This window comes from Desulfurellaceae bacterium (assembly GCA_021296095.1).
Classification (GTDB): Bacteria; Desulfobacterota; Binatia; order Bin18; family Bin18; genus JAAXHF01.
On the sequence record JAGWBB010000135.1, the window covers coordinates 7081 to 8596 of the forward strand.

At 64.0% G+C, this 1516-nt stretch carries 2 protein-coding genes; both read left to right on the top strand.

Going from position 1 to position 1516, the window contains the following annotated elements; genetic code table 11:
- A partial coding sequence (locus J4F42_21195) for a hypothetical protein (GenBank protein MCE2488038.1) occupies positions 1–1299 on the top strand: 1299 nt, incomplete at its 5' end.
- Positions 1296–1516, top strand: a 221-nt coding sequence (locus J4F42_21200) for a hypothetical protein (protein ID MCE2488039.1), incomplete at its 3' end; no start/stop codon positions are given. The genes J4F42_21195 and J4F42_21200, both read left to right, overlap by 4 nt.

A 1516-nucleotide genomic window follows, 5' to 3' on the forward strand; every position in this document is an offset into this window, starting at 1 on the left:
CTGGCCGTCAACCAGTCGAACTATCGCATGGTGCTGCGGCGCAACCCCAACTTTCACCCTGAAACCTATCCCAGCCACGGCACGCCCGAGGACGAGGCAAACGGCCTGCTGGCCGACCGCGGCAAACGCCTGCCGTTTGTCGACGAGCTGGTCTACGTGCTGGAAAAAGAGCCGATCTCGGAATGGAATAAATTTCTTCAGGGCTATTACGACCGGGCCGGGATCAACCCCGACGCCTTCGATCAGGTCGTGCAGTTCGACCCCAGCGGCGAACTCGAACTGGCCGAGGCTCTGCGGGAGCGCAACTTCCGGCTGCTGAGCGCGGTCTCTCCCTCCACCAGCTACTACGGCTTCAATATGCTGGACGATGTCATCGGCGGCTATGACGACAAGCGGCGCAGCCTGCGCCAGGCGGTGTCGATTGCCCTGAACATGGAGGAGTATATCCAGATCTTTCTGAACGGTCGCGGCCTCCCGGCCCATAGTCTGCTGCCGCCCGGCATTTTCGGCTACCGGGAGGGTCGGGCCGGCATGAACCCGGTGGTCTACGACTGGGACGCCCGGCTCGACCGGCCGCAGCGCAAGAGCCTGGCCGAGGCCAGACGGCTGCTGGCCGAGGCCGGCTATGCCAACGGGCAGGACGCCGACGGCAAACCGCTGGTGCTGTTCTTTGATACGGTGGCGGCCGGGCCGGGCTCCAAAGCGCCGCTCGACTGGTTGCGCAAGCAGTTTGCCAGCCTGGGCATTCAGCTCCAGATCCGCTCGACCGATTTCAACCGCTTTCAGACCAAGGTCCGAACCGGCAACTTTCAGATCATTCGCTGGGGCTGGGGCGCCGACTATCCCGACCCGGAGAACTTCTTCTTTCTGCTGTACGGCCCCAACGGCCGGGCTCACCACGGGGGCGAGAATCACGTCAACTATGCCAATCCCGATTTTGACGCGCTGTTCCGCGAAATGGAGAACATGAGCAACTCGCCCCAGCGTCTGGCCCTGATCGAGCGGATGACCGCGATCATCCAGCACGACGCGCCCTGGGTGTGGGGCAGGCACCCGGTGGTCTACGGGCTCTACCCGGCCTGGTATCACAACGCCAAGCCCATGCTGTTCGGCCGCAACTCGCTGAAATACAAACGGGTCGATGCCGCGCTCAGACAGGCCAGCCGCCAGGACTGGAATCGTCCGGTGACCCTGCCGGTGTGGATTCTGGCCGGCCTGTTCGTGCTGACGATCATCCCGGCCACTCTCACCATCTACCGCCGTGGCCGGCCGCCCCGAACACGAGCGGCCGGCCCATGATCGCCTATATCGTCCGCCGCACGCTGTACGCCCTGCCCATCCTGGTCGGCGTCAACCTGATCGTTTTTGTCCTGTTCTTCTTTGTGAATTCGCCGGACGATATGGCCCGCGCCCACCTCGGCCAGAAGCGGGTCACGCCCGAGCAGATCGACGGCTGGAAGCGCGAGCGCTCGCTCGACCTGCCCTATTTTTACAACGCCGGCTGGCAGCGGCTGGG